The sequence below is a fragment of the Elioraea sp. genome (genome assembly GCF_051860475.1).
Taxonomy (GTDB): Bacteria; Pseudomonadota; Alphaproteobacteria; order Acetobacterales; family Acetobacteraceae; genus Elioraea.
In genome coordinates this window covers 1-24049 of the sequence record NZ_JBHYDW010000059.1, presented here as the reverse complement: position 1 = coordinate 24049, position 24049 = coordinate 1, and the positions used below count along the sequence as shown (strand labels likewise).

Annotated in this window: 20 protein-coding genes and 2 pseudogenes; 10 read left to right on the top strand and 12 right to left on the bottom strand. The window is 70.9% G+C overall.

Annotation, left to right across the window (positions count from 1 at the left end):
- The 7 genes from ACTIFU_RS12105 to ACTIFU_RS12075 form a co-directional block, all read right to left on the bottom strand.
- A partial coding sequence (locus tag ACTIFU_RS12105) for an AfsR/SARP family transcriptional regulator (RefSeq protein ID WP_439578564.1) occupies window positions 1–489 on the bottom strand: 489 nt, incomplete at its 3' end.
- Window positions 490–875: 386 nt separating this feature from the next.
- Window positions 876–1340, bottom strand: coding sequence for a prolyl oligopeptidase family serine peptidase (locus tag ACTIFU_RS12100; protein WP_439578563.1), 465 nt, complete (start codon window positions 1338–1340; stop codon window positions 876–878).
- A gap of 78 nt (window positions 1341–1418) precedes the next feature.
- Window positions 1419–2402, bottom strand: a complete 984-nt coding sequence (locus ACTIFU_RS12095) for an ABC transporter ATP-binding protein (RefSeq protein ID WP_439578562.1) — start codon at window positions 2400–2402, stop codon at window positions 1419–1421.
- Window positions 2399–3391, bottom strand: a complete 993-nt coding sequence (locus ACTIFU_RS12090) for an ABC transporter ATP-binding protein (protein ID WP_439578561.1) — start codon at window positions 3389–3391, stop codon at window positions 2399–2401. Before ACTIFU_RS12090 ends, ACTIFU_RS12095 begins: the two co-directional genes overlap by 4 nt.
- Window positions 3388–4302 carry an ABC transporter permease gene (locus tag ACTIFU_RS12085; RefSeq protein ID WP_439578560.1) on the bottom strand — a complete coding sequence of 305 codons (915 nt, stop codon included), beginning with the start codon at window positions 4300–4302 and terminating at the stop codon, window positions 3388–3390. Before ACTIFU_RS12085 ends, ACTIFU_RS12090 begins: the two co-directional genes overlap by 4 nt.
- Window positions 4303–4308: 6 nt before the next feature.
- A complete protein-coding gene (locus ACTIFU_RS12080) occupies window positions 4309–5265 on the bottom strand; it encodes an ABC transporter permease (RefSeq protein WP_439578559.1) in 957 nt (318 codons plus the stop codon).
- A gap of 59 nt (window positions 5266–5324) precedes the next feature.
- Window positions 5325–6890: an ABC transporter substrate-binding protein gene (locus tag ACTIFU_RS12075; RefSeq protein WP_439578558.1), complete on the bottom strand. Its 1566-nt coding sequence runs from the start codon at window positions 6888–6890 to the stop codon at window positions 5325–5327.
- A 197-nt stretch (window positions 6891–7087) separates the two neighbouring features.
- Here ACTIFU_RS12075 and ACTIFU_RS12070 point away from each other — a divergent pair, with 197 nt between their 5' ends.
- Window positions 7088–7858 carry an IclR family transcriptional regulator gene (locus tag ACTIFU_RS12070; RefSeq protein ID WP_439578557.1) on the top strand — a complete coding sequence of 257 codons (771 nt, stop codon included), beginning with the start codon at window positions 7088–7090 and terminating at the stop codon, window positions 7856–7858.
- On the opposite strand, the gene ACTIFU_RS12065 is transcribed toward ACTIFU_RS12070, so the two are convergent.
- The 3 genes and pseudogenes from ACTIFU_RS12065 to ACTIFU_RS12055 form a co-directional block, all read right to left on the bottom strand.
- Complete coding sequence (locus ACTIFU_RS12065) at window positions 7771–8376, bottom strand: transaldolase family protein (protein WP_439578565.1); 606 nt, start codon at window positions 8374–8376, stop codon at window positions 7771–7773. The genes ACTIFU_RS12070 and ACTIFU_RS12065 overlap by 88 nt on opposite strands.
- 196 nt (window positions 8377–8572) lie before the next feature.
- Window positions 8573–9547 (bottom strand): annotated as a pseudogene (locus ACTIFU_RS12060) (sugar-binding transcriptional regulator).
- Complete coding sequence (locus ACTIFU_RS12055) at window positions 9544–9705, bottom strand: hypothetical protein (RefSeq protein WP_439578556.1); 162 nt, start codon at window positions 9703–9705, stop codon at window positions 9544–9546. Before ACTIFU_RS12055 ends, ACTIFU_RS12060 begins: the two are co-directional and overlap by 4 nt.
- Before the next feature lie 90 nt (window positions 9706–9795).
- Between ACTIFU_RS12055 and xylB the strand changes: the two genes are divergently transcribed.
- The 3 genes and pseudogenes from xylB to ACTIFU_RS12040 form a co-directional block, all read left to right on the top strand.
- Window positions 9796–11328 carry a xylulokinase gene (xylB, locus tag ACTIFU_RS12050; RefSeq protein WP_439578555.1) on the top strand — a complete coding sequence of 511 codons (1533 nt, stop codon included), beginning with the start codon at window positions 9796–9798 and terminating at the stop codon, window positions 11326–11328.
- A 612-nt stretch (window positions 11329–11940) separates the two neighbouring features.
- Window positions 11941–12657: a response regulator transcription factor gene (locus tag ACTIFU_RS12045; RefSeq protein ID WP_439578554.1), complete on the top strand. Its 717-nt coding sequence runs from the start codon at window positions 11941–11943 to the stop codon at window positions 12655–12657.
- A gap of 176 nt (window positions 12658–12833) precedes the next feature.
- Window positions 12834–13886: pseudogene (locus ACTIFU_RS12040) on the top strand (glycosyltransferase); the annotation flags it as partial.
- A gap of 56 nt (window positions 13887–13942) precedes the next feature.
- Here ACTIFU_RS12040 and rfbD read toward each other — a convergent pair.
- Together rfbD and rfbC are read right to left on the bottom strand one after the other, a co-directional pair.
- A complete protein-coding gene (gene rfbD / locus ACTIFU_RS12035; protein WP_439578553.1) occupies window positions 13943–14872 on the bottom strand; it encodes a dTDP-4-dehydrorhamnose reductase in 930 nt (309 codons plus the stop codon).
- Window positions 14862–15476 carry a dTDP-4-dehydrorhamnose 3,5-epimerase gene (gene rfbC / locus ACTIFU_RS12030; protein ID WP_439578552.1) on the bottom strand — a complete coding sequence of 205 codons (615 nt, stop codon included), beginning with the start codon at window positions 15474–15476 and terminating at the stop codon, window positions 14862–14864. Before rfbC ends, rfbD begins: the two co-directional genes overlap by 11 nt.
- 151 nt (window positions 15477–15627) lie before the next feature.
- Here rfbC and ACTIFU_RS12025 point away from each other — a divergent pair, with 151 nt between their 5' ends.
- The 6 genes from ACTIFU_RS12025 to ACTIFU_RS12000 form a co-directional block, all read left to right on the top strand.
- Window positions 15628–16827, top strand: coding sequence for a hypothetical protein (locus ACTIFU_RS12025; RefSeq protein WP_439578551.1), 1200 nt, complete (start codon window positions 15628–15630; stop codon window positions 16825–16827).
- Between the two features lie 162 nt (window positions 16828–16989).
- The gene (locus ACTIFU_RS12020; protein ID WP_439578550.1) at window positions 16990–17754 is read left to right on the top strand and encodes a calcium-binding protein; all 765 of its coding nucleotides are present in this window, start codon (window positions 16990–16992) and stop codon (window positions 17752–17754) included.
- Window positions 17755–17820: 66 nt separating this feature from the next.
- Window positions 17821–19965, top strand: coding sequence for a glycosyltransferase (locus ACTIFU_RS12015; protein ID WP_439578549.1), 2145 nt, complete (start codon window positions 17821–17823; stop codon window positions 19963–19965).
- A complete protein-coding gene (locus ACTIFU_RS12010; protein ID WP_439578548.1) occupies window positions 19962–20774 on the top strand; it encodes a class I SAM-dependent methyltransferase in 813 nt (270 codons plus the stop codon). Before ACTIFU_RS12015 ends, ACTIFU_RS12010 begins: the two co-directional genes overlap by 4 nt.
- An 11-nt stretch (window positions 20775–20785) precedes the next feature.
- Window positions 20786–22102, top strand: a complete 1317-nt coding sequence (locus ACTIFU_RS12005; protein ID WP_439578547.1) for a glycosyltransferase family 4 protein — start codon at window positions 20786–20788, stop codon at window positions 22100–22102.
- Window positions 22099–24049 (top strand): hypothetical protein (locus ACTIFU_RS12000; protein WP_439578546.1); only part of this gene is annotated, 1951 nt, incomplete at its 3' end. The genes ACTIFU_RS12005 and ACTIFU_RS12000, both read left to right, overlap by 4 nt.

The window sequence follows — 24049 nt, the reverse complement described above, 5'->3', positions numbered from 1 at the left end:
CAGCCTCCGCGCCGCCTCGATCTGCGCCTCGGGGGTGTGGGATGCCTCCAGCAGCCGCTCGCCGAGGCTGCGCGCGCGGTCGCGCAGGTGCCGCCGCTCCTCGGCGAGCCAGGCATCCATCGCCGGGTCGAGCCCGTCGAGGTCCTCGAGCAGGGGGGCATCGTACAGGTCGAGCGCGGCGGAGCTGCCCGGCCCCGCGCGCGCCACCTCGTGCGCATCGACCCAGAGCGCGTCCGCATCGGCCCAGACTTGGTCCCGATTCGCGTGCAGGATCGGCGCGCCGCAGGCGGCGAGCGCGAGCGAGAGCTCGTGGAGCGCCTGACGCAGCGAGGCGCGGGCCTGTTCGCGGTCGCGGGTCGACCACAGCAGGCCGGCGAGGCGCTGGCGCTGCACCGGGCGCGGCGCCGCGAGCGCGAGAATCGCCAGCAGGGCGCGGGTCTTGCGCACCCGCGGCAGCACGCGCTCGGAGGTGACGCTCCAGGCGTCCATCGGCCCGATCAGCTTCAGGCGTAGCCGGGGCGGCGCCGGTCCGGTTCCGGCGGAAGCAAGGCCTACGGGCATCGGGTCAGCCACGGTGGACATTGTGCGACACCATGGGACGTTAACCCAGGGTGGAACGCCAGCACTATCCTGCAACGCAGGTTTTCAACCCCAAGGCGAGCGATTTTGGCATCGTCGCGAGCGGCTCACTGGTCCCTCGGCCCGAAGCACGCGTCGGCGCGCGGTCAAGACCAGGTCAGCCGGCACCGGGATCGGCGCGAAGCCGCTCCATGAATCCACAACGATCGCAGAACCCCGTCGGCGACGGGCGGAGGGAGGCCATGCCCTGGCGACGCCGCTCCCGGGGTCGCCAGGGCGCGCCGACCGCGCCATCGTCACGTCCGGTGCGGGTTCCCTGCCGCCCCGGTGCTGCGAAGCCTCGACGTGAGGGCCCAGGCCAGTGCGGCGCCTTCGGCGTCGCGGCACTCCGGCCCGATGATCCGCCGGACCAGGCGGCTCTCCGGCAGCCGGATCGGTCCTCCCTCCCACCGCGCCAGGGGATCGCGCGTGCCGTTGACGATCAGAAGCGGCTTCGGCACCGCCGGCACCTCCAGCGGCGCGCTGGCGGGGACAGCCGCGACGAAGGTGGCGGCGGCGAACCGTCCGGGCGCCTCGATCAGCAGCCTGTCGACGATCATGCCGCCGTTCGAGACGCCGGTGACATAGACGCGCAGGGGATCGGTCGCGAACTCCACGACCGCCGCATCGGCCAGCGCGGTGCTGAATGCCACATCATCGGCGGCGGTGCGATTGATCCCGGCCGGACGCAGATCGTTCCAGGCATGGTCGTCTCCGCGCACGTCCCCCGTCCTTGCCTTCACCCTGTTCGGAGCCACCAGCGGTACCCCATGGGCGCATCGGGGGCCAATGCCGAGCCCTCACTCCGGATGATGACACGCGCTACGATGCGTCGGTGACGATCGTTCAGTCAGCTTCGGTTCGACCCGCGCGCAGCGCTCGCTCGCCTTCCAGCATCGGGTCCGGAAGCGACATCCTGACGGAGGCGAGGACGGGTCCGGAAGATCGCCCTCCAGCACGATCCGGCGCCCCGTGCCGCCGGGCCGCGGCACTGCCGACAGCAGGGCCTTCGTGTAGGGGTGAGTCGGTCGCTCGTAGACCTCCGCCTCGGTGCCCTCCTCGACGATCAGGCCGAGATACATCACGGCGACCCGGTGCGAGATGTGGCGGACCACCGACAGATCGTGCGCGATCACGATGTAGGCGACGCCGGTGTTGCGCTGGATGTCCTCCAGCAGGTTCACGACCTGCGCCTGGACGGACACGTCGAGCGCTGAGACCGGCTCGTCGCAGATGATCAGCGAGGGACGCAGGGCGAGCGCCCGGGCGATGCCGATGCGCTGCCGCTGCCCGCCAGAGAACTCGTGCGGGTAGCGCTCGATCGCGTCGGGATCCAAGCCGACCTGCCGGAGCAGCTCTACGATGCGCGCGTGCCGACCGGCGCCCGGGACAAGATCCGGAAAGATGGCGAGCGGCTCGCCGATCAGAGCACCGATCGTCATGCGCGGATCGAGCGCGGCATACGGATTCTGGAACACAATCTGGATGTCGCGCCGCATCCGGCGGAAGGACCGCCGCGGCATCGAGAACAGATCGTCGCCGCGGAACCACGCCCGCCCGGCGGTGGGCTCCTCGAGCCGCGTGAGCGTGCGCGCGAGCGTTGACTTGCCGCAGCCGGATTCGCCGACGATGCCGAGCGTCTCCCCGGCGCGCAGCACCAGATCGACACCATCGACGGCGCGCAGCGGCCTGTAGCGGCGGAATGGAAACCCGCGCGTTTCGACCGGATAGTGCTTGACCAGCCCCTCGACCCGCAGCAGCAGATCCGCCGCCAGCGTGCTCACGCGACGATCTCCTCGGCGAAGTGGCAGGCCACCGCGTGGGTCGCGGCGAAGGGCCGCAGCGGGGGCACCTCCACTGTGCAGCGCGCACGGCGATGGGGGCAGCGCGGCGCGAAGGCACAACCCGGAGGGAGCTGCGTCAGCCGGGGCGGCGCACCCTCGATCGGGTGGAGTCGACCGGACTTGCGATCGATGCTCGGGATCGAGCGCAGCAGGCCGCGCGTATAGGGATGTGCGGGGTGATCGTGAATCGCCGCCATCGGCCCGGTCTCGACGAACCGCCCTGCATACATCACCGCAGCGCGCCCGGCGGTCTCGGCAGCGAGGCCGACATCGTGGGTGATCAGGACCATCGCCATGCCGGTTTCGGACCGAAGACCTGCCAGGAGCGCCATGATCTGCGCCTGCACCGTGACATCGAGTGCGGTCGTGGGCTCGTCGGCGATCAGCAATTCGGGACCGAGGGCGATCGCCGAGGCAATCATCACGCGCTGGCTCATCCCGCCCGAGAACTGATGGGGGTAGTGATCGACCCGGTCGCGGGCGGAGGGGATGCGCACCCGCTCCATCAGCTCGATCGAATGCCGACGCGCCTCGGTCCGCCTTGCCCGGCGGTGCACACGGAACATCTCGCCGATCTGCTGACCGACCGTCTTGCCCGGATCGAGCGACATGAACGGATCCTGGAAGATCATCGCAATCCGTGGCCCGCGGATCGCGCGCAGCTCGCGCGGCGTGGCCGACAGCAGATCGAGGTCCCGGAAGCGGATCGCTGCGGCACGAACCTCGCCGGGTGGGCTGCGCACCAGACCCATCACCGCCTGTACGGTGACGCTCTTGCCACAGCCGGACTCGCCGAGGATCGCGAGCGTCTCGCCGGCGGCGACCGAGAAGCTGACGCCGTTCACGGCCTGCACCGTGCCCTCCGGCGTGGTGAAGCGGACCGCGAGATCCTTCACATGCAGCACGGCGCCGGCAGCAGGAGGCGTCATGCCAGCCATCGCCATCGCTGCACCGGATCGGTGACCGCGCGCACCCACGCGGCGACAAGATTGAGACTGAGCGTCGTCAGGAAGATCGCGAGCCCGGGCAGGGTCACCAGCCACCACGCGGTGGTCAGGTACTCGCGACCGCGCGCGATCATCAGCCCCCATGACGAGGCCGGCGGCTGGATGCCGAAGCCGAGGAAGCTCAGCGCCGCCTCGGCGAGGATCAGCACGGCGACCTCGAGCGTGAACAGGACGATCAGCGGCGAGGCCATGTTGGGCAGCAGGTGGCGGAGGATGATCCGACCGTCGGTCGCGCCAACCGCGCGCGTGGCCAGAATGAAGGTCTGCTCGCGCAGAGACAGCGCCATGCTGCGGGCCACGCGCGCGAAGATGCGCCATCGCACGACCGCCAGCACGAGCACGAGGTTCCAGAACCCGCCGCCGATGATGAACAGGAAGAACAGCGCGATCAACAGCGTCGGCAGCGCCGCCATCACGTCGACGAGGCGCATCACCACGTCATCCACACGCCCGCGGTAGTAGCCCGCGAGCAGGCCCAGCGCCGTGCCGAACACGCCGGCCGCCGCCGCGCCGATCAGCCCGACCGCGAGCGAGACGCGCCCGCCGAAGATCAGCCGGCTGAGCAGGTCGCGCCCGAGCTCGTCGGTGCCGAGCAGGTGCATCACTCCGCCGCGCAGCCCGGGCGTCAGCGGCGGGCGGTTGCGCATCGCGAGCTGCTGGCGGATCGGGTCGTAGGGCGCCACGAGCTCGGCGAACAGCGCCGACAGGCCGAGCGCGACCAGGAACAGCACCGCGATGAGAGTCAGCGGATCGCGCAGCAGCGCACGCAGGTACCGCGACCGGCGCGGCACTGCGCGCTCCGAGGGTTCGATCGCGGCAGGGATCTCGCGCATGTCCGGCTACCGGAAGCGTACCCGCGGGTCGAGCACGGTGTAGACGAGGTCGACAGCGAGGTTGACGGTGATGGCGGTGACTGCAAGCACGAAGATCGCCGCCTCGACCAGCGGCAGGTCGCGGGTCGATAGCGCATGGACCAGCAGGCTGCCGATCCCCGGCCAGGCGAACACGACCTCCACCACAATCGCGCCCTGCACGATCTGCAGCAGCTCGTCTCCGATCATCGTGGTGACCGGGATCGAGGCGTTCTTGAGCGCATGGCCGAACACGATGCGCGGCTCGCTAAACCCCTTGGCGCGCGCCGCATCGACATAGGGCTTGCCGAGCTCGTCGAGCATCGCGCTGCGCACGAGCTGGGCGATCCGGCCGATCGGACGGACCGCGAGGGTGAGCGCCGGCAGCACCAGATGCGCCGGCCCGCCAAAGCCGGAGGTCGGCAACCAGCCGAACTGCACGCCGAACAGCAGGATCAGCATGAAGCCGAGCCAGAAATCGACGACCGACACGCCTGCCGGCGCAACGACGGTGATGCCGCGATCGAGGGCGGAGCGGGGATGCATGGCGGCGACGCAGCCGAGCAGCACGGCGATCCCCGTGGCGAACAGCATCGCCGTGGTGGCGAGCAGATAGGTCGCGGGCAGCCGCTCGAGCACCAGCGGCATCACGGGCGTGCCGGTTGCCCCTGGATGGGCGACGTCCGGCACCGCGAAGCCGTAGCGGAAGGTGACGCCGAAATCCCCCGTCACCACGCCGGACATGAAGCGCAGGAACTGCTCGAGCAGCGGCTCCTCGAGCCCCATCTGCCGGCGCACGCGGAGGATGTCGGCGGCACTCGCCTCGGGGCCGAGCAACAATACGGCAGGGTCGCCGATCATCCGTCCGGCGACGAACACGAAGGTCAGCACGATGAACAGCACCAGGACCGACTGACCGATGCGCCTGAGAAGGAACCGCGCCATTCACGCTCCGGCGAAGCAGGCGACGGGCGGTGCGGCACCGACGCCGCACCGCCACGAGTTCACTTGCGGCGCATCTGTACCGCAACCAGGCGCTGATCGAACCGATAGTCCCACTCGAGATCCGCAGCGAGCGCGTAGGTCCAGGAGATTCGCGCCATCGGCAGGATCACGTAGCGGTCGCGGATGTCGGCGACGAGCTCGCGGAAGGCGCGGGTGCGCGCCTCGCTGCTCAGCAGGTTGGCCTGGTCGAGACGGCGGTCGAACTCCGGATCGCAGTACATCGAGACGATCGTCTCGCAGTGATAGAGCGCGCGCAGCGTCAGCGAGTAGTCCCACAGCGGATTGCCGCCAGGATGCACCAGGACGTTGGCGCGCTCCGGGCCGGGCCGCTTCAGGAACCACTCGATGATCTGTCCCTGCTCCTGCAGCTCGACGCGGTTCCTGAGACCCACCTCGGCCAGCATCCCGCCAACCGCCTCGATGATCTCGCCGATGCGCGGGACGCTGCCGACCCGCGCGGCGACCATCACGCGTGCCGCATCGACCGGCACGCCGGCCGCCCGCGCCTCGGCGAGCAGGCGGCGGGACTTGGCAGGATCGAACTCGTAGTCGGCGACGTCCGGGTTGTAGCCGTCGGCATCAGAAGTCAGCATCTGGCCGCCCAGATGCTCGCCAACCCCCATCAGGTGCTCGATGATCGCCCGCCGGTCGATCGCGTGGAAGATCGCCTGGCGCACACGCAGATCCTGGAACGCCGGATGCGCGCCGGTGACGTCGGGGCGCAGGAACAGGTAGCTGTCCGACGGTGCGACGATGCAGGTGCTGTTGGGGCGTGCCTTCGCCTGCGCGCATTGCTCGGGTGTCACGAACATCGCGAATTGCGCCTCGCCGGCCTCGATCATCGCCGCGCGCACGGCGGGCTCGCGACGGAACACGAAGCGCAGTCGATCGAACGTGACCTTGCCGTAGGCATCCGGCGCGCTGCGGCCCCACCAGTCGGGATTGACCTCGGCGGTCCAGTGCTGGCCCTTGCGCCACTCGACAAACCGGTACGGGCCGGTGCCGATCGGACGCTCGTCCACCTGCGCGGGCGTCTCCTGGATCTGGCGCATCGAGGAGATGCCACCGAGATACATCCGCCAGGGCAGCAGCGCATCCGGGGTCGCGGTCTTGACATGGATCGCCATCGGGCCGGCAACCTCGGCGGTGATCTGCGGTCCCATGGTCTCGCGAATGTGGAAGGAGTTCCGCGGGCTCCAGACCCAGTTGACCGCGAAGGCCGCGGCCTCGGCGTCGAACGGCGAGCCGTCGTGGAACCGCACGCCATCGCGCAGATGGAACCGCCAGGTCAGGTCGTCCACGCGCTCCCAGCGCGTCGCCAGCATCGGCTTGAGCGCGCCGGTCTCTAGATCGACGGTGACGAGCTGCTCGATGACGTTGCGCAGCCCAGGCGAGTTGACCTCCTTGTAGGTCTGCTGCGCCTGCATGGCCTGGTTTTCGGCATGGGTGACGATCACCAGCTCGCCGGATGCGCGCGCCGGCGCACCCGCCGCAAGAAGGACCGCGAGGCCGATCCCAACCGCGATCGGGCCGGAACGGCACCCGCCTCGGACCGTGTCGAACATGGCGTACCTCCCCTTGTTTCGGCCATTCGGCCTCGCTGATCCTCGCAGCGGCCTGTCGGGCCTGGTCCTGCTCAGCAGGTCTTGAGCCCAAGCCTATGCGAATGGCACATTGCGTCAACATTGGTTGCACAGTATGTGCTGTAAATCCGTGTTCATACAAATACTGCACAGATTGCTCTCGCTGAACGGCGCAGCCCTTGGACAGACTCGACCCCAACAGAAGCGCAACCGCGCTCAGGGCCCTGAAGGTGCTCGAAACCCTCGCGGAGTCCCGCGCGCCGTTGCCTGTTGCCAAGGTGGCCGAGGCGATCGGGGCCGACCGCAGCACCGCCTATCGGATGCTGATGACGCTGATGGGCGCCGGCTACGTGACGCGCGACGAACGGACGCGCTGCTACCAGCTCGGCTACAAGGTGCTGACCCTCGGCCAGTCGCTGCTCGACAACGACGAACGCGCGGAGCTGATCCTCGCCTGCCTCCGCGCGATCTCGGAGCGGACGCAGGAGACGGCGCATTTCTCCGTGCTCGACCGCGACGCGGCGGTGCTGGTGCTGCGCGCCAAGGGCACGCGGCTCGTCACGGTCGATTTCCAGATCGGCGACCGCGCCCCGCTGCACTGCACATCCATCGGCAAGGTCCTGCTCGCGTTCCACGACATGCGATTGACCGAGGCCGTGATCGCACGCGGCCTGAGGAAGGTTGGCCCGAACACGATTACTGAACCCGATCGTCTGCGTTCGGCCCTGCAGCGCATCCGCGCGCAGGGCTTCGCCTATGACGACCGCGAGCTCGCCGCGGACATGCGTTGCGTCGCCGTTCCGGTGTTCGAGAAGGGAGGTGTGGTACGCGGCGGCATCAGCCTGTCCGGGCCCGCCTCGCGCTACACCCCGCGCACCTTGGCCGGGTTGAAGGACGTGGTGGTGGCAGCCGCCCGCGACCTGTCACGACAGCTCGGTGGACCGGGCTGATGCGGCCGCGCACGGTCGCCCAAGCGACCGGCCGGGGCGCCGCGTGCCGAGGACGGCAGGTCAGCCGCGCGTCGGGGCAGCGCCGGCACGCGCATAGGCCTCGAACACCTGTGCCGCGGCCTCTGATTCCTCGCTACGCACGAGCGCCCTCGCAACCGACGCGCCGACCGTGACGTTATCGTGACGTCCTCGACGCGTCGGAGGCTCGCCAGCAGCAGACGGGTGCGATCGCCGGCGTTGCGCAGGATCGCCCGCATCGCGGGCACGACCGCGACAGCATCCTGCCCGGCATCGCTGAGGCGTCCGAAACACGGCCCGGCATAGGCGGCGCCCAGTGCCGCCGGCGCCTGGGCGGGCGTGTCGACCGCCGTGATCGTTGCGCGCACGCCCTCGGACCGCAGCGCGGACCACGCTTCGAGCCCAGTCTGGGTTGCCGCCAGCTTCACCACGACCTGCCCAGGCGCGAGCGCGGCCAGCTGTCGGCCACAGGATGCAAGCGCGGCGCGCGTCTCGCCCAGGCCTGGAGGTGCACGTCGTCGCGGCCGAGCGCCTCTGCCACCGCCACAGGTGCGTCAAGGCCCTGATGGGTGCAGCGAATCCCTTGCCCGGGCGAGCAGCGTCGGGTTGGTCGTCACGCCATGGAAACCCCGAGCGGCAGCAGCGCGCGCCAGCCCTCGGCCGACGCGGAGTCGAGGAAACAGTTTGAGCCCCGGGTCATCCATTGCGTCGCTCCTGTGCCGCGCCAAGCCGCGCCGCGAGCAGCGCCTCCGCCGTGGTCGCATCCGTTCCAATGCCGTTGACCCAGCCACCGGCGATGGCGGCGCGCAGCGCGGCCAGCTTGGCCGGACCGAACGCGATCGCGATCCTGATCGACGCCCGGCACAGATCGGCACGCGTGATCGCGAGCGTGCGTCGATCGAGCGGCGAGCGAAGGGGAGTGCCGCTTCCGTCTTAGAACCGCGCGCAGATCGTGCCGACAGCACCGCGTCGCGCCATGGCCTCCATGTCCTCCCGCGAGATCACGCCGTGCCGTACGATCGCCGCGTCGCCCTCGGTTGCGCCGACGCCGACCAGCGCTATCGACAGCCGGCGCATCATCGCGAGCACGTCGCGCACGCTGCGCTGGGCCAGCAGTGCCTCGGCCGTCGCGGCGGCGTCGACGGTCGCCGGCAGCGGCAGCGTCCACGCCCGCGCGCCAAGCCCGAGCGCGAGGGCGCGGCACACCTCGGCCGGGTGGCTGGACTGCTCCGGCGCACCGACCCCGCCAATCAAGGGAACCACCTGCACCTCCGATGCCCGGGTGCGGGTAGCGGCGGTGGCGACGGCGGTCGTCTCGCCGTCGGACACGCCGATCACGGCCCCGTGCTCGATCAGCCCGTCGAGCTGCCGCGCCATGGCTTCGCCAAGCACCCGGCGAATCGCAGCCGGATCCTGCTGATCAGCTACAACGACGGCGGTCCGAAGTCCGAACACCGAGGCCACATGCTGCTCCAGTACGGTCTGGCACATCGCCTGCGGCGCAATCCGCACCTCGACCAGGCCGAGATCGAAGGCCCGCTTCAGCGCCCGGCTGATGGTGGCCTCGGAGACGCCGAGACGCCGCGCGATCTCCACCTGGCTCAGCCGATGCTCCCAGCGCAGCCGCGCGATGCTCAGGATAGACTCCACGTCGCCGGCAACGGCACTCATGCCGCGAGTGCGTCGTCGCGCGCCGCCAGTCCATCAGCCGGATTCCCGCCGAACACCGCCTGGCCGCACGCGACGTGATCGGCGTCCGCATCTGCGACCTGCCGCACGGAGCCGGTGCGGCCCATCCGCAGTCCCGCGTTCGTGTCGAGCGCATCCATCGGCCGGGGTCACCTCCACCGCTGTCAGGCTGTGGAAGGGCTTCCAGGACTGCAAGAGATTGCACAGGATGGCCAGAGGAGGATGGTTGAGTGTTTGCACTCGGGCTGGATGTCGGGACAACCGGGCTCAAGGGGCTTCTGGTCGACGCTGAGGGGCGGATCGTCGCCGATGCGACCGCCGCCTACGCGCCCGACGCACCGCACCCGGGCTGGTCCCAGCAGGACGCCACCGTCTGGGTAAAGGCGGCCGACGCGGTCTGCCGCATCATCGCGCCGCGCGGTCCGCCGGCGGCGATCGGACTCTCCGGCCAGATGCACGGCTCGGTCTTCCTTGATGCCGCGGGCGTCCCCGTCGCGCCGGCGATCCTGTGGAACGATCAACGCACCGCCGCCGAGTGCGACGAGATCATGGCCCGTACCGCCGGCCGGATCGTCGCGTGGACGCTCAATCCGCCGCGCACCGCCTTCACGGCCTCGAAGATCCTGTGGTTGCGCAACAATGACTCTGAGGCGTGGCGCCGCACGGCGACCGTGCTGCTGCCGAAGGACCTCGTCCGGTTCCACCTGACCGGGGAACGGATCAGCGATGTCACCGACGCCTCGGGCACCAACCTGCTCGACGTCCGCACGCGGCGCTGGTCGACGGAGACGCTGGACGCGCTCGAGATCCCCCGCGCGCGCCTGCCTTGCCTTGTCGAATCGCCGGAAGCAGCAGGACGCCTCTCGGCGCGCGCCGCTGATGCAACCGGGCTGCAAGCCGGCATTCCGTTTGTCGGCGGGGCGGCGGATCAGCCCGCCGCCGCGATCGGAAACGGCGTGGTCGAGCCCGGCACGGTCTCCATCACGCTCGGCACCTCGGGTGTGGTCTATGCGCAGATCCCCGGCGTGATCGTCGACCCGTCAGGCGCATTCCACACCTTCTGTCACAGCGTACCCGGCACCTGGCAGGTGATGGCGAGCGTGCTGTCCGCGGCCGGATCGTTGCAGTGGTGGCGTGAGACCGGCGGTGCGGCGGATGCCGACCCGGCCGAGGCCGTCGGCACGTCCGGCTTCGCCGCGATCGTCGAGGCCGCGCGCGCCGTGCCGCCGGGCTCAGGCGGTTTGGTGTTCCTGCCCTATCTCACTGGCGAGCGTTCACCGCACAACGACCCCGAGGCGCGCGGCGCGTTCATCGGCCTGACCCGCCGCACCACGCGGGCGCACATGGCGCGCGCGGTGATGGAGGGTGTCGCCTTCGCGCTGCGCGACCTGGTCGAGATCCTGACCACGCTCGGTCTGCCGATCCGCGAGATCCGCGTCGCCGGGGGCGGCGTTCGCGGCGGGCTCTGGCTCGCGATCCTGGCGAGCGTGCTGAACCGGCCGGTGGTGCCCGCCGCAACGCCCGACGCCTCGGCCTACGGAGCGGCGATGCTGGCGATGGCGCATGCGTCCGGGCGCGATATTGCCTCCCTCGCGCGGTCTTGGATCAGGCCCGGCGCGCCAGCGCTGCCCGACGCCGAAGCCGCCGCAACCTATGACCGTGTCTACGCGGTCTTCCGGTCGCTCTATCCGGCCACGCGCGAGGCCGCGCATACCCTCGGCGCGATCGAGCGCGCCTGCACCGCCTCGGAGCATGCCGCATGAAGCGCGCCTGCATCACCTCGCTCTTCAAGTACTATCCGCTGCCCGAGGCGCTGCGCATCATCGCCGACGCAGGCTGCCCCGGGTTCGTCGGAGGCTGTCTGGTTTGAGTCATGCCGCGCGCGCCGGAGGTCTTGCTCGAAAGGCATTTCGGCGACGACTGACGGATCCCGAGCCGGTTCTCCCGGCTGCATTGGATCAAGGGCGCCGCTGCGGCAGCAACCGGCCCCATCGCCCCCGCTTCCGTCTCGCTCGCGGAAGGGTGCGCCCCGCAGGACGCTGACCAGGCCAGACGGACGGCGCGGGTTGGCCTCGCGACCCACGCACCGCCGCTGCGGCGGATCGGCGAGCGCAACACTCGCGAGCGGCATCGCGGGAATATCTTCGCGCAGCGGACTGTTTCGTGAGGGGCTTCGGCGCCGGAAGTCCCGAAGCCGCTGATCGGGCTGCATGGCGGAACGTAAGGACGAGCAGCGGACGCAGGCGACATGCACAGGCATGGACCGCGCGTGTCGGGAGTGTTGCGACTCCGAGAAATGCGCAGTGAAGTTCTACTAAAAGTTGTATTTCGCCTTGCCCTTGATCCGGATAAACAACGCCAAACCGAGGACGGACATGATGCGAGCACTTTTGGTTGAACATCAGGCGACAAATGCGCGCACTTTGGCCGCCTGGTTGCGGGGGGGCAACATTCACGCTCAACCGACCGGCGATGCTGACGACGCGATCGGCTTCCTCCGCGCCTATCGCTACGACATCGCAATCATCGGCGGCCTGCCGGCGCATGGCAATGCTGCGCGCCTGGTGCGTCAGGTGCGGCTGTTGCAGATCGGCACCCCGGCGGTGATCGTCTCGCCGTTGGCCGACCGCAGCGCCAAGGTCGAGGCGTTCGAGGCGGGCGTGGACGACTACCTTACCACGCCGATCGAGCGGGACGAGTTCCTCGCCCGCATCCGCGCGATCATCCGCCGCGCCAACGGCTTCGCCGAACCGGTGCTGCGCGCCGGGCCGATCGAGGTGGAGCTGGGTGCGCGCGAGGCCCGCGTGCACGGCCGGACGGTGCGGCTGACCGCGATGGAGTTCTCGGTGCTCGAACTGCTGCTGCTGCGCCGGGGCCTGGTGCTGACCAAGGAGGCGTTCCTGAACCATCTCTACGGCGGCATGGACGAACCGGATGCGAAGATCATCGACGTGTTCGTCTGCAAGCTGCGCCGGAAGCTCGCGGAGGCGGGCAGCGCCGCGGCGATCGAGACGGTGCGCGGCCGGGGCTACGTGCTGCGCGAGGCACCGTCGCGGCCCGCGTACCGCGAGAGCGCGCGCGCCACGCCCTGAGCGGGAGCACCACGAGGCCGCAGGGTTCGGTTCATCTCTCTGCGCCATGATTCGGAGCAGGATCGAGACCGGAGACACCCGTCGTGCCGCGTGTGCTGTTCATCCACCGCCAGGGGCCCGGCCAGTTCGAGGCTTTGGCTCATGCCCTGTACGCCCGCGCGCCGGGCAGCGTCGCGATGATCGTCGGCGCGGCGCCGGTCGACGTGCCGTTTCCGGTCCTGCAGGCCTTACCCGCCCGTCCGGTTGCGCCCGGGCACCCGTATCTCCGCGCGACCGAGGCGGCAGTACTGAACGCCCAGGCAACGCTCCGCAGCATCCGCACCGCGATCGCCGGCGGCTTCTGCCCGGAGGTGGTGGTCGTCCATCCCGGATGGGGCGACGCGCTGTTCCTGCAGCAGATCCTGCCCGGCGTGCCGATCATCGCCTATGCCGAGTTCTTCTATCGTGCCGAGGGCACCGATCTCGACTTCGATCCCGACCTCACCGCTGATCTCGACCAACGCTGTGCGCTCGAGCTGCGCAATGCGCCGCTGCTGCTCGCGCTCGATGCTGCGACCGCGGCGATCGCGCCGACACGCTGGCAGCGCGATCTCCACCCGGCGCCGTATCGCCGTCGGATCAGCGTCATCCACGAGGGCGTGGATCCCCGGCACGTGCGTCCGGACCCGGCCGCGCGCTTCACGCTACCCGACGGGCGCGTGCTGACGCGCGACGATGAGGTCGTCACCTATGTCGCGCGCGACCTCGAACCGCATCGCGGCTTCCCGGCGCTGATGCGCGCGCTGCCGGCGCTGCTGGCCGCACGCCCCGGGGCGGAGGTGGTGATCTGCGGCGGCGACGGCGTGAGCTACGGCCGACCGCCGCCGCACGACCGCTCGTGGCGCGCCGCGCTGCTGGCGGAACTCGGGACGCTGCCGCCACGTGTGCACTTCACCGGCCGCCTGCCCTACGAGCGGTACCTGTCCCTGCTCCAGGTCTCGCGGCTGCATCTCTATCCGAGCGCGCCGTTCGTGCTGTCCTGGTCCTGTGTCGAGGCCATGGCGGCGGGCTGCCTCGTGCTTGCCTCAGACACGGCGCCGGTGCGCGAGCTCATTGCGGACGGCGTGAACGGCGTACTCGTCGATCCGCGCGATCCGCACGGGCTTGCCCGGCGCGCCATCGCGCTGCTCGAGACCAATGCGTTGCGCGAGCCGCTGCGCATCGCGGCGCGGCAGACCGTCCTGACGCGGTTCAGGCGTGATCGGGCGATCGCGCGCCAGATCGCGCTGATCGAGCGCGTCGCGCGTCAGGCTCCGGCGGTGACGGACGGTGCCGTTGCCGACGCGCATGCGTGTGCCGCCTCCTGCATCCCGAGCGCGGCGACGATGCGCGGCAGGGCCTCGCGCCAGTCCGGCCGCGCGAGCCCATAGGCTGTCTGCAACACCGTGCAGTCGAGTCGCGAGTCCGGCGGTCGGCGCGCCGGGGTGGGAAACGCCGTGGTCGGGATCGGGCTCACCCGCGGCCGGTACTCGCGCGGCAGCGCGATCGACACCACCGCGTCCGCGAGCGTGTGCCAGGTCGCGTCGGGCGCGCCTGCAGCATGGAGCACGCCGGCCCGTGCCTGGCCTTCGACCAACGCACGCGCGATCGCGACGACGATCCGCGCCAGCGCGGGCGCGGGCGTCGGCGAGCCGTGCTGGTCGTTGACGACGCGGAGCGGCCCGCCCGTGAGTGCGCGGCGCAGGATGGTGCGGACGAAGTTCGGCCGATCGGGCCCGAACACCCAGGCCGTACGGAGGATCACATGCCGCTCGTGCCGGGCGGCCACCAGGATCTCGCCGGCAGCCTTCGATGCGCCATAGGCATTCACCGGATCGATCGGATCGGTCTCGACATAGGGTGAGCCCTTGCGGCCGCTGAACACGTAGTCGGTGGAGAGATGCACGAGCGGCACGGCGATCGCCGCGCAGGCTTCGGCCGCATGGCTGGCGCCGTCCCGGTTGACGGCGAAGCAGGCATGCGGCTCAGCCTCCGCGCGGTCCACCGCCGTGAAGGCGGCGGCGTTCACCACCACGTCGGGGCGCGTGCGCGCGAGGGCGTCGGCGAGGGCATGCCGATCCGTCACGTCGGCGCCGGCGCGATCAAGCGCGATGACTCCGGCGCCGCCGCTGCGCACGATCGCGCGGCCGAGCTGGCCGGCACCGCCTAGTACGACGATGCGCGGTTCAGCCGACATACAGCGGCGCCGGTGCGGGCTCCCCGCGCGGTTCGACAGGCTCAGGCTGGTGACTGAACCACGGCGGCAGCGCGGCGAGCGGGGGCAGGCCGCGATCCTTCTCCGATAGGATCGCGGCATCGTCCGGGACCGGCCAGTCAATGCCGAGCGCGGGGTCGTTCCAGCGCACGCCGCGATCATGCGTCGGCGCATAGTGCGCCGAGGCTTTGTACACCACCTCCGTCTCTGGCTCGAGCGTGCAGAAACCGTGCGCGAAGCCTTCCGGGACGAACAATGTGCTCCAGTCCTCCGCCGTCAGGACTGCCGCGACGTGACGGCCGAAGGTCGGCGAGCCATGACGCAGGTCGACCGCGACGTCCAGGATCGCGCCGCGGACCACCCGCACCAGCTTGGCCTGGGCATACGGCGGGATCTGGCAGTGCAGGCCGCGCACCGTACCCTTGCGCAGAGAGATCGAATGATTGTCCTGCACGAAGTTGACGCCGATGCCATTGGCTCTCAGCGCGCGCGCACTGTAGGTCTCCGCGAGCACGCCGCGTGAATCGGCATGGCGCCTGGGTCTGATCAGCTTGACCGCCGGGATCAACGTCTCGATCACGTCCATCGGAAGCCACACCCCGCGCTGGCAGCGTTGAGTGCCACCGTCAGGTGTGCCGATTAACGCCAGGTAAACCCACTGTGGCGATCTCGTGACGCGCTTGCATCGGCGATAGGCCCCGCCGACATTCCGCGTCGATGGAGATGGAGGTCATTCCGTGATGCTACGCGCAGCGCTTGTTCTGGTCGCACTGACCGTCTGCGCGGCTGCTTCGCCGCTGGCTGCGCTGACGGTCACGGTCGCCGGCGACCCGGTCGTCGTGTTCAGGCACGACCGCGACGGCTGCGGCCGCTACGACAAGCCGGACGTTCCAGCTCGTGCGGTGCGTCTTGCGGACGGTACGGTTGCATTGTTCGCGCCGCATTTCGACAACCGCGCGCTGCGCGGCCCGGACCTGCTCTCGGTACGTCCGGATTGCGCGATCACGTTCGAGGGAGCAGAAGATCCGGATCCGGCACGATTCAGCGACCGCAGCTGGATCACTGCGCTCTGGACCGATGACGGCGCGCGCGTGTTTGCCATCATCCACAACGAGTACCAGGGCCACCGTCACCCCGGGCGTTGTCCGACGCGGCGCTACCATGACTGCTGGTACAACGCCCTCACCGCGGCGATCTCGACCGACCGTGCGCTGCGCTTCCGCCCGCTCGGCGCGCCGCCGCATCTGATCGCTGCCTTGCCGGACACGGCCGAGGCGGTGCGGGGCGCACCGGGGGGGTTCTTCAACCCCACCGGCATCGTGCGGCATCACGGCGCCCTGTACATGATGGCCTACGCCTCCGGGCGCGGCACGCAGCCCCGGGGCACCTGTCTCATGCGCACGCACGCGATCGAGGAGCCCTCTGCCTGGCGGGGCTTCGACGGTACGGACTTCACCGTCCGCTTTGCCGATCCCTATGCCGGTGTCGCCGATCCTTCGTCCCATCTCTGCCGGCCGATCGGCCGATCCCGCCTGCAATGGCCGGTGACCGCGCTGGTGCGTCATTGGCCGAGCGGGCTTTTCATCGCCGTGATGCAAGGCCGGCCGCACCGCCCGGATCACAACGAGCCCGCGCCCGGCATCTATGTCGCGACCAGTTCCGATCTGCTCGAATGGTCCGCGCCGGCATTCGTCCTGCCGGCGCGCGGCCACGGACAGTTCCGCTGCGGCGACGCGCCGCCGCTCGCCTATCCGTCCCTGCTCGATCCGGCCAGTCCCTCGCGCAGCTTCGACACCGTCGGTGATACGGCGCAACTGTACCTCACGCGCTTCGACGTACCCGACTGCCGCATCCACGGCAGCCGCAGTCTGGTGCGCATTCCCGTGTCGATCGCCCGCAACGACGCCGCGACGCAGGGCAGCCGCGCACGGCCATAATGCAGCGCAGCATTCTTCACGGATCCGCCGCAATCGATTAAGGCGCCATTAACGTTCCACAACCAAAGCTGGTGGAAGCGAAGGGGAGTTGGGTCATGCACGCATGATCGCTCCGCCGACGCAGGCGGTTCAGCGCTTCAACGGGCCAGGAGACACTCCCCCATGTCGACGATACCCGGCAGCACCTTCGACGACCTGATCATCGGCACCAACAAGGGCGACTTCATCGACGCCGGCCCCGGCGACGACACGGTGTTCGCCGGCAACGGCGACGATGTCGTATTCGGCGGCGATGGCGACGACTTCATCGATGGCGGCAACGGCAACGACCGGCTGTTCGGCGGTGACGGCAACGACGTGATCTTTGGCGGCAACGGCAACGACTTCATCGACGGCGGCGACGGCGACGACGTGCTCGACGGCGGCAACGGCGACGACATCATCTTCGGCGGCGCGGGCAACGATGCGATCTTCGGCGGCAAGGGGAACGACACGCTGGTCGGCGGCGATGGCGATGACTACATCGACGGTGGCAAGGGCAACGACACGCTGATCGGCGGCGCCGGCAACGACACGCTGGTCGGCGGTGAGGGCAACGACATCCTGTTCGGCGGCTCGGGCGACGACGTGCTGATCGGCGGCAAGGGCAACGACGTCCTGATCGGCGGCTCCGGCAACGACACCTTCGTGTTCACCTCCGGCGGCGGCAAGGACATCGTGATGGACTTCTCCGACGGCGACATCCTGCACATCCAGAAGAACATCAACGGCCTGTCGGTCGCGGCGCCGGAGGATCTCGTCAACAACATCGTCTCGGTGAACGGGAACGCGGTGATCGACTTCGGCAACGGCGACAGCGTCACGCTGATCGGCGTGAAGGCCGAGGACGTCCGCAGCAACCCGGCGGGCTACATCGTCATCATCTGATCGGATGAGGCGGCGGGCTGCATCGGTGTGGCCCGCCGTCACTCCAGCGAGACCGGAGACAACGCGATGCTGATCCGCGTCTCGGAGACCGTGACCGGTCCGCCGCGCGCAGCCTGGCTGAGCACGGACGTGGCCCTGATGGTCTGGAACGCCGCCCTCTGGACGGGCGCGTTCCGTCCAGCGGTCGACGGCAAGGCCGTGGCGCCACCGCTGGTCGCGGCCGCGCTGCCGGACAGCGAGCTGCGTGCCGGACTGGCCTGCGTCACGGCTGCGCGCGGACGCCGCGGCGTGATCTCGCTCGGCGAGGGTGCGCCGGCGTTGCCATTCGCGTCGTTCTCGCCGGAGCCCCTGACCCTCGTGGAGGCGCTCGGAGCCCCGGCGCGCCAGCGGCTGTTGCGCCTGCTGCTCGATGCCGGGACGGGACTGTTCAGCCTGCAGGCGCAACCGGCCTTTGTCGCGCTTGCTTTCGCACTCGCTCGTGAGGAGGCGCGGGCGGCAGAGCTGGCACGCGCCGTGGCCGCCGGACCGGAGCAGCTGCGGCTGGTTCGCACGGCCGGGCCGCGCCCGGCGGGTCCGCTGTTCCTGGTCGGGCCGACGCGCGTCAGCCGCATCGCCGCGACTGGCGGCGCGACTGTGCATGTGCTGGTCGAGGCACCGTCCCCTGGCGAGGTCCTGTGCGGCGGCACCGACGCGGCCTGGACACGGCGTGTCGGTGCTCCCGAGGGCGACACGCCACCGCTGCTCGATCTGCTCGCCGCGGGCGGCCCGGAAAGCCGCGTGATCGGCGCGCTGCTCCCGGCTGCGCTTGGCCACCGCGGCGACGAGCCCGCGATTGGCGGGCTGCTCGATGCCGCCGCCCTGCTCGCGCCGGCACGGCCGCGCACCCGGGCCGATCTTGGTCGCGCGGTCGCCGGGATGCTCGAACTCGCCTTGCCCGATCGTGCGGGCGGGCTGTTCCTGCGCGGCTGGCTGCGCGATCCGCATGGCCTGATCGCCGGCCTCGCGCTGGCCACGCCGTCCGGCCCACGCGCCCTGCCGGCCGAAGCCGTGCATCGGTTCCGCCGCCGTGATCTTGCCGAACGCTTCCGCAACGCGGCGCACGCTCCGGGTGAGGAGGGTGAGGGCTTCGTCGTCCATCTGCCGGATGCCGCCGGCACGGGCCCGCAGCCCGACCTGCTCGTGCAGCTCAGGGGTGGCGCGGCGATCGCGTTGACGCCGGCGCTGCGCACGCTCCCGCCGTCGGCGGCACGCAACGCGGTGCTCGCCTCGGTCCGGCCGGATGCGCTGACCGAGGCGATGCTCGCGCACTGCATCGCGCCGGCCGCGACGCGACTGCACGCCGCACACCTCGCCGCGCCGCGCACGCCGGCGGTGCGCCGCCTCGGCGAACAGCCGCGCAGCCCCGAGGTGAGCGTGATCATCCCGCTCTACCGCAATCTCTCCTTCCTGCGGGTCCAGCTCGCCGCCTTTGCCGCCGACCCGGACTGGTGCCAGACCGAGACGATCGTCGTGCTCGACAGTCCCGAACAGGCGGCCGAGGTCGAACACCTGCTGCGCGGGCTCCATCTGATGCACGGACTGCCGCTCGTGCTCGCCGTGCCGCCGCGGAACCTCGGCTACGCTGGCGCGAACAACCTCGGTGCCGCGCTCGCACGCGGGCGGATGCTGCTCCTGCTGAACAGCGACGTGATGCCGGACCGTCCGGGCTGGCTGTCGCAGCTGACCGTCGCGGCGTCGGCCAAGGGCGCGGGTGTCGCCGGGCCGAAGCTGCTGTTCGACGATGGCTCAATCCAGCACGCTGGGCTCTATTTCGCGCGCGATCCGGAAGGGATCTGGTACAACCGCCACTACCACAAGGGGTTCCCGCGCACCTACGCGCCTGCCTGCGAGGCGCGCGACGTGCCCGCCGTCACCGGCGCTGCGCTGATGGTGAAGCGGACCTTGTTCGAGGCGGTTGACGGGCTGACCGAGGACTACATCGTCGGCGACTACGAGGACAGCGATCTCTGTCTCAAGCTGCGTGCGGCCGGTGCGCGCATCCGTTACGAGCCGGCGGCCGAGCTCTGGCATTTCGAACGCCGCTCGATCGGGTTCCACCAGGGCTACACGGGCACGCTCGCCTCGCACGTCAACCGTCGCCTGCATGCGGAGCGCTGGGCCGAGGCGATGGAGGCGCTGATGCGCCGGTTCGGCGCGGAGGGGGTGACGTGAGCGCGGCACCTCTGTCGCGGCAGGACAGGCGGGACGATCGGCTCGACTGGCTCTGTGCCCATCTCGCAACGACCCGGTTCCTGCCGGTCCCGCCGCCCGAACTGATGACCTGCGGCGACGGCGACTACCGCGCGATCGGCGCCGAGTTCCTCGGCCACTTCGTCCGGCGCGCCGGGCTTGACCCGACCGAGCGGGTGCTGGATCTCGGTTGCGGCATAGGCCGCATGACCGTGCCGCTGACGCAATATCTCGCCGAGACCGCGCGGTACGAGGGCGTGGACGTGGACGCGGCGGCGATCGCCTGGTGCGCGCGCGCGATCACGCCCGTCTATCCGCAGTTCACGTTCCGTCACCTCGACGTCATCCACCCGCTGTACAACCCCGCGGGCACGCTGGCCGCCGAGCACGCCGCCCTGCCCTTCGCCTCGGCGAGCTTCGATGTCGTGCTGCTGGTCTCGGTTCTGACGCATCTCGACCGCGCTGCGGTGCGCCGCTATGCCGCGGAGATCGCGCGCGTGCTGGCACCAGGCGGACGCTGTTTTGCCACGGCGTTCCTCCTGAACGGCCCAGCGCGCGCCGGCATCGCCACCGGCAGCGCCCGCCCGGCGTTTCCGGACCGTCCGGAGGAGACGGTGCTCCACGCCGACCCGGAGGCGCCGCTTGCGGCCGTCGCCCATGACGAGGACGCGCTGCTCGCGTCCTTCCTTGCCGCCGGGTTGCGGCGCCGCAGGCCCGCGGCCTACGGCACCTGGTCGGGGCGCAAGGGTGGCGCGTCGTTCCAGGACATCTGCGTGTTCGAGCGCGGCTGAGGAGAGCGAGCGTGCGGATCCTGTTCCTCTGCCACGGTCACCCCGTGCTTCAGGCCGGTGGCACCGAGATCGCCGCGCACGCGCTGTTCCGCGCGCTGCGGACGCAACCCGGTGTCGAGGGGCTGTTTGTTGCGGGCGTCTCGGCGCTGCACCGTCCGGCGAGCCCGGGCACACCGTTCCAGACCGCGGGCGCGGAGCCGGACGAGCTCTTGATGCGCACCGAGGCGTTCGACCGCTTCATGCTCTCGCAGACCGACCTGCACGGGATTGCGCCCGAGCTCGCGCGCCTTGTCGAGGAGTTGCGCCCGGACGTCGTGCACATCCACCACCCGCTGCTGATCGGCGTCGAGGCGCTGCACCTGATCCGGCGCAGCTGGCCGCGCTCGCGGATCGTGATGACGCTGCACGACTACTACGCGATCTGCGCCCACGAGGGGCTGATGCGCACCACCGACGGCAGGCTCTGCACCGCCGCCTCGCCGGATGCGTGCCGGCGCTGCCTGCCCGAGCGCAGCGCGACCGAGTTCCGCCTGCGCCAGCTTCACATCCGGGCGATGTATCGGATGGTCGACCGCTTCGTCTCGCCGAGCCGCTTCCTGCGTGACCGCTATATCGCCTGGGGGCTCGATCCGGAGGCGATCGCCGTGCTGCCGAACGGATTGCCCCCGGCCGAGCCGGCGCCGCACCGGGCCCTGCCGCACGGCGTCGAGCGGCGCGACCGCTTCGCCTTCTTCGGCCACATCAACCAGCCGAAGGGTGCGATGGTGGCGCTCGCCGCCTCCGCGCAGCTGAGCCGCCAGGGGATCGCGCATCGTCTCACGCTGCACGGCGGCGCCGACCACCAGACGGACGCCTTCCTTGCCGGCTTCCGCGACGCGCTCGCCGCCGCGCCGGAGGCGCGTCACCGCGGTGCCTATGCGCGGGGCGAGCTCACCTCATTGATCGGCGAAGCAGACTGGGTGGTGATGCCGTCGGTGTGGTGGGAGAACGCACCGCTGGTGATCCAGGAGGCGTTCCAGCACCGCCGCCCGGTGATCACCTCCGGCATCGGCGGCATGGCCGAAATGGTCCGGGACGGGATGGACGGCCTGCACGTGCGCCCCGACGATCCGGCCGCGCTCGCCGCGGCGATGATCCACGCGGCCGAGGACCCAGCGTTATGGCGCGCGCTGGTGCGTGAGATCCGCGCTCCGGTCGGCATCGATGCCGCGGTCGAGGCGCATCTCGCGCTCTATGCCGCGCTCGGAGTCGCCGTGCCGGGTGCAGCAGCGGCGCGCAGGCGTGCGACCGGATCGAGTGCGGCGCGCCGTGCGCGGAGGGCCGCATGATCGCCGCGGTGATGCTCGCTCCGCGAGCGCAGGCGCCGGCAGGCGCCCCGCTGGGCCTGGTCGCGGCCGCGCGGATCGGCCGTGATGTGGCCCTCCTGCTGGGCGAGCATGATGCGCGACTGCCGCGCCTCGGCGTCCTCACCGGAGCCGGCAGCGAGGCCATCGGCAAGCTGCGCCTGACCGCGTGGCCGCGCGCCACGCCGGGCCGGGCGTGGTTCGCCGCGGTGGCGCAGTTCGCCGAGGCGCTGCCTGCGGCGGGCGCGGCGCTGACGGTGCAGGCGCACGGCGTGCCGGATCGCGCGCTTGGCCAATGGCCGGCCTCGCTCGCCACGGCCGAGGCGCTCGGCGCGGCGATCGCGGCGCGCGCCGACGGCCGCGCGGCGGAGCTCGCCGTGTTCCTGTCCGATCTCGCGATGGCGGCGCCGAAAAGCACTGCGCTGCGCAGCGCCCTGCGCAGCTTCCTCGCCGCTGCCGCCGAGGAGGACGGCGTGATCGAGATCCTCGGCCGCACCGCGGACGCGCTGATGCTTCAGGGCTGGGGCCACGCCGCCGAGCCGCAGGCGGAGGCGATCCTCGTCGAGCACGCCGTGCTGCGCACCCCGATCGTCACGGCCGCCTTCCAGCGTCCTGACATCGCCGCCCCCGCCTCCGGACTCGTGCAGCTCCTGACCCTGCCCGCCGGTGTCCAGATCCAGGGTCCCGGCATGGTGCATGTCGTGACGCAGGGACGGCTGCGGCGGCGGAAAGTCCTGCCGACGCGGACGCTGCTCGAGCGGGGTGAGACCGCGGCACATCTGCGTGGGATGTTGCCGCGGCTCGCCGCTCCGCCGGCGACGCTCTCGGCGATCAAGCGTGCCGCACGGCCGGTCTATGCCGGCTCAGAGACGATCTCGCGGCTTGGCCGTCCGGTCGCCACGGCGCTGGATGTGGTCGTCGCGCTGCCCGGCCAAGGTGCCTATGTGATGGGCTGGCTGCTCGATCCCGCCGGCGCGGTGACCTCGGTCGCGCTGTGCGATCCGCCCCGCTTCGCCGCACGCATGGACCGGCGCTGGACGCGCGTTGCGCGGCCGGACGTGTCGGCCGGGTTCCGCGCCGATCCGCGCTTTGCCGCCGTGACCGGCGATCTGCACGGGTTTGCGGCCTTCCTGCCAGGTGCGCTGCCCGAGATGGCGGGGGCGCTCCATCTCGCGCTCGAACTCACCGACGGCGAGGTCGCGTTCCTGCCCGCAGCGCCGGTCGCCGGGCCAGTGAGGTCGCTGCTGCGCCGCGCCGCCGCCACCGTCGATCTGTTCAAGCCCACGGGGCTTGCCGTGGTCGAGGCGGCGCTTGCGCCGCTGATCGGGGCGGCGGGCGGGGCGGTCGAGCCGCCGGAGACGACGGTGCGCCGTGCGCCGAGACCCGCGCCGACGGCGCTCGTGCTGGCCCTACCCGCGCCGGACGGCCCGCCGGCGGCCGCGTTCTCCTGCTTCCTGAACGACCCTCCGGTCAGGGGCGAGGAAGCGCTGGTTGTCGTTCTTGGACCGGAATGGCGTGGTGCGCCGCTGGCCGCGCTCGAAGCGGCAGCCGCGTTCTACGGCCTCGATCCCGGGATCGCCCTCGCCGACGAGGACCTCGAGGTCACCGAGGCCTGGGAGATCGGCGCACGCGCCGTTCAGGCGGACCGCTACCTTTGCCTCGGCGGCGCGGGGCTTGCCGGCCCGCGGGGCTGGCGCCGCGCGCTTGCGAGGGGGACGCCCGGCGATGCCTGCGGCGTTGCCGTGCCGATGCTGCTCTACGAGGACGGTTCGGTGCGCAGTCTCGGCTTCGACGCGATCGAGCCCTCCGCCGCCCCGCCCTACCTCCGCGTGCGCCGGCGCGCGGCCGGCCTGCCCGCCTCGTCGATCGGCACCGAGACCGCCCGGCCGTGCCTCGGCGCGGCGCTGGCCGGCGCGATGGTCTCTGCGCGCG